This is a genomic window from Oxalobacter paraformigenes, assembly GCF_000158475.2.
Lineage (GTDB): Bacteria > Pseudomonadota > Gammaproteobacteria > Burkholderiales > Burkholderiaceae_D > Oxalobacter > Oxalobacter paraformigenes.
On record NZ_KI392031.1, the window covers coordinates 1,145,321 to 1,147,673 of the forward strand.

The 2,353-nt window shown below is 52.2% G+C and carries 4 protein-coding genes; 2 read left to right on the forward strand and 2 right to left on the reverse strand.

The window, feature by feature from the left end:
- Positions 1-192: 192 nt before the first annotated feature.
- Positions 193-690 carry an Lrp/AsnC family transcriptional regulator gene (locus OFAG_RS09390; RefSeq protein WP_020995193.1) on the reverse strand — a complete coding sequence of 166 codons (498 nt, stop codon included), beginning with the start codon at positions 688-690 and terminating at the stop codon, positions 193-195.
- 136 nt (positions 691-826) lie between these two features.
- On the opposite strand from OFAG_RS09390, the gene OFAG_RS09395 reads away from it, so the two are divergent.
- The gene (locus OFAG_RS09395; RefSeq protein ID WP_005876446.1) at positions 827-1,537 is read left to right on the forward strand and encodes an AzlC family ABC transporter permease; all 711 of its coding nucleotides are present in this window, start codon (positions 827-829) and stop codon (positions 1,535-1,537) included.
- Positions 1,534-1,830 (forward strand): AzlD family protein, encoded by a 297-nt coding sequence (locus tag OFAG_RS09400; protein ID WP_005876444.1) that lies wholly within the window; start codon positions 1,534-1,536, stop codon positions 1,828-1,830. Before OFAG_RS09395 ends, OFAG_RS09400 begins: the two co-directional genes overlap by 4 nt.
- Before the next feature lie 120 nt (positions 1,831-1,950).
- Here OFAG_RS09400 and OFAG_RS09405 read toward each other — a convergent pair.
- A partial coding sequence (locus tag OFAG_RS09405) for a tetratricopeptide repeat protein (protein ID WP_040720144.1) occupies positions 1,951-2,353 on the reverse strand: 403 nt, incomplete at its 5' end.

Consider the following 2,353-nt stretch of genomic DNA (forward strand, 5'->3'; position numbering starts at 1 on the left):
TACCCATTAATGAACATTAATAGTTATTTAATCATTTGATTTAGATATTTATTTTTCCTGTTTATCTCATTGGTTTTCATTTACCCCGATACCCGGGGAGTTAAACTGCCCAGTTCGTTATTTTGTTTTTTGCTGAAATTTGATAGACTTAGCACTCATATACCGAGAACCGGAACGCTGGTGAAATGTTCATTAATGGGTAAAACAGGCGGTATTACCCTTTTGTTTGCCTCTGGCCACGCTGTCTTTTTTAACAGTGGCTGTGGGGGATATCCTGACCCGACGGATTTTCTTATCACGACCTGTTGTATTTGAACAAGGAATCCGGAAATTCCGGTACTCATCCAGATCGGAAGTCACAATCCTTAAAAGAAAATCGCAATCTCCCGCCATCAGGTAGCATTCGACCACCTGCGGCAGGGCATTGACCTCGGAAATGAAATGATCGACGGTATCCGTGTCCTGTCCCGTCAGCCAGACTCTCACATACAGCGTCAGCCCCATGCCGACCTTGACCGGATTGACCAGCGCGACATAACGTTCGATCACCCCCGATTCTTCCAGTTGCCGGACGCGGCGAAGGCACGGTGAAGGGGAGAGCCCGATTTTCCGGGCCAGATCGATATTTTGCAAACGGCCATCCTTTTGCAGGCATTCCAGAATACGGCGATCGGCAGCGTCAACAGTCATTTGGCATATTCTTCCAATTTATGGAAAAAATCTCATTTTAATTTCAAAAATCGAATTTTTACAGCAATAATCGGAACCAAATTTCAACCGCTCCGCTATAAAATAAAAAACAGATCAACCGGAATACAGCGGAAACATGGACCATCCGAAACAGGCAGGGGAATTCACCAGAGGCATGAAAACGGCCTTTCCCGTCATGCTGGGATTCATTCCGTTCGGACTGGTGCTTGGCGCGCAGGCTTCGCAAAAAGGATTCCGGTTTTTTGAAGTTCCCCTGATGACCGCCCTGAATTTCGGCGGCGGTTCGGAATTCGCCGCGGTAGAACTCTGGACTTCCCCGCCGCACATTCTCGTGATCGTCCTGATCACCTTCCTGATCAACAGCCGGCATTTGCTGATGGGTGCCGTGCTTTCTCCCTATCTCGGCCATCTGCCGAGAAAAAAGGTGCTGGCAGCCCTGTTTTTCATGTGCGATGAAAGCTGGGCGCTTGGGCTGAACGACGCGGTCTCCCGCAAACCCGACGGCAGCATCCGGGGATTTTCGCTGCCTTTTTATATGGGCGCCGCGCTGACCTTATACACGACATGGGTCGTTTGTACGACGCTGGGAGGCATGATCGGGCCCGTGATAGGCGACGTCAAGAACTGGGGATTCGACATGGCGTTTCCTGCCGTTTTTTTCGTTCTGCTGCGCGGCATGTGGCGGGGATTTGCGGCAGCGCGGCCCTGGCTGATCAGCCTCATCGTCGCGATTGCCGTCTATCTGGCGTTACCCGGGGCATGGTACGTTCCTGTCGGCGCGGCGGCCGGACTGTTGTACGCGTTTTTCACGGCAGGCAGAAAATGATCGAAACGGCCGACATCGTCACGTTTTTACTGATGGGATGCGTCACCTACCTGACCCGCATCATGGGATACCTGATCTTGCGCAACCGGACACTGGGGCCAGGGACGCGGGCCGTCATGGAAGCCGCTCCCGGTTGCGTGCTGATCACCGTCATCGCGCCTTACTTCGCCACCGACCGGCCGGCCGATCTGATCGCGCTGGCCATTACCCTGATCGTGGCGACGCGTTTTTCCTTCTTGCCAACCGTTCTGGCGGGCATCGCCTCGGCATTCCTGCTGCGTCACCTGATGTGACATGGCAACCCCATTTTCCCTGATTGTTCCTTACCGGACAGCCAGTGGCAACATGAAAGCGAAAAGTGAAATTTCCCGACAGAAAACGGGCAGCCGTTCCATTTTTATCCCGAAACCGCATCAGTTCCGTTCCTGTTCTTCCGCCTTTTTCGCCATGGCGTTCCAGCGTTCGGCTTCCTCAGGGTCTTTTTTGACGCCAAGCCGGCCATTGGCATAAATCGCTCCCAGCTCTTTCATGGCATCAATGTTGCCGTTTCCGGCCGCTTTTTTGTACCAGAAGAGGGCTTTTTCATTGTCCTGTGTGATGCCTTTACCAAGCGCATAAGCCATTCCCAGTAAACCTTGCGCCTCGGATTCTCCTTTTTGAGCCCCCAGAATATAGTACTGCACGGCCCGGTTCGGGTCTTTTCTGACGCCGTCACCTCTGCCATACAGGATGCCGATATTGACATACGCCTGATTGTCACCATGTTCGGCCGCTCGTCTGAACCATTTCATGGCTTCCTTGTAGTCTTTTTTTATG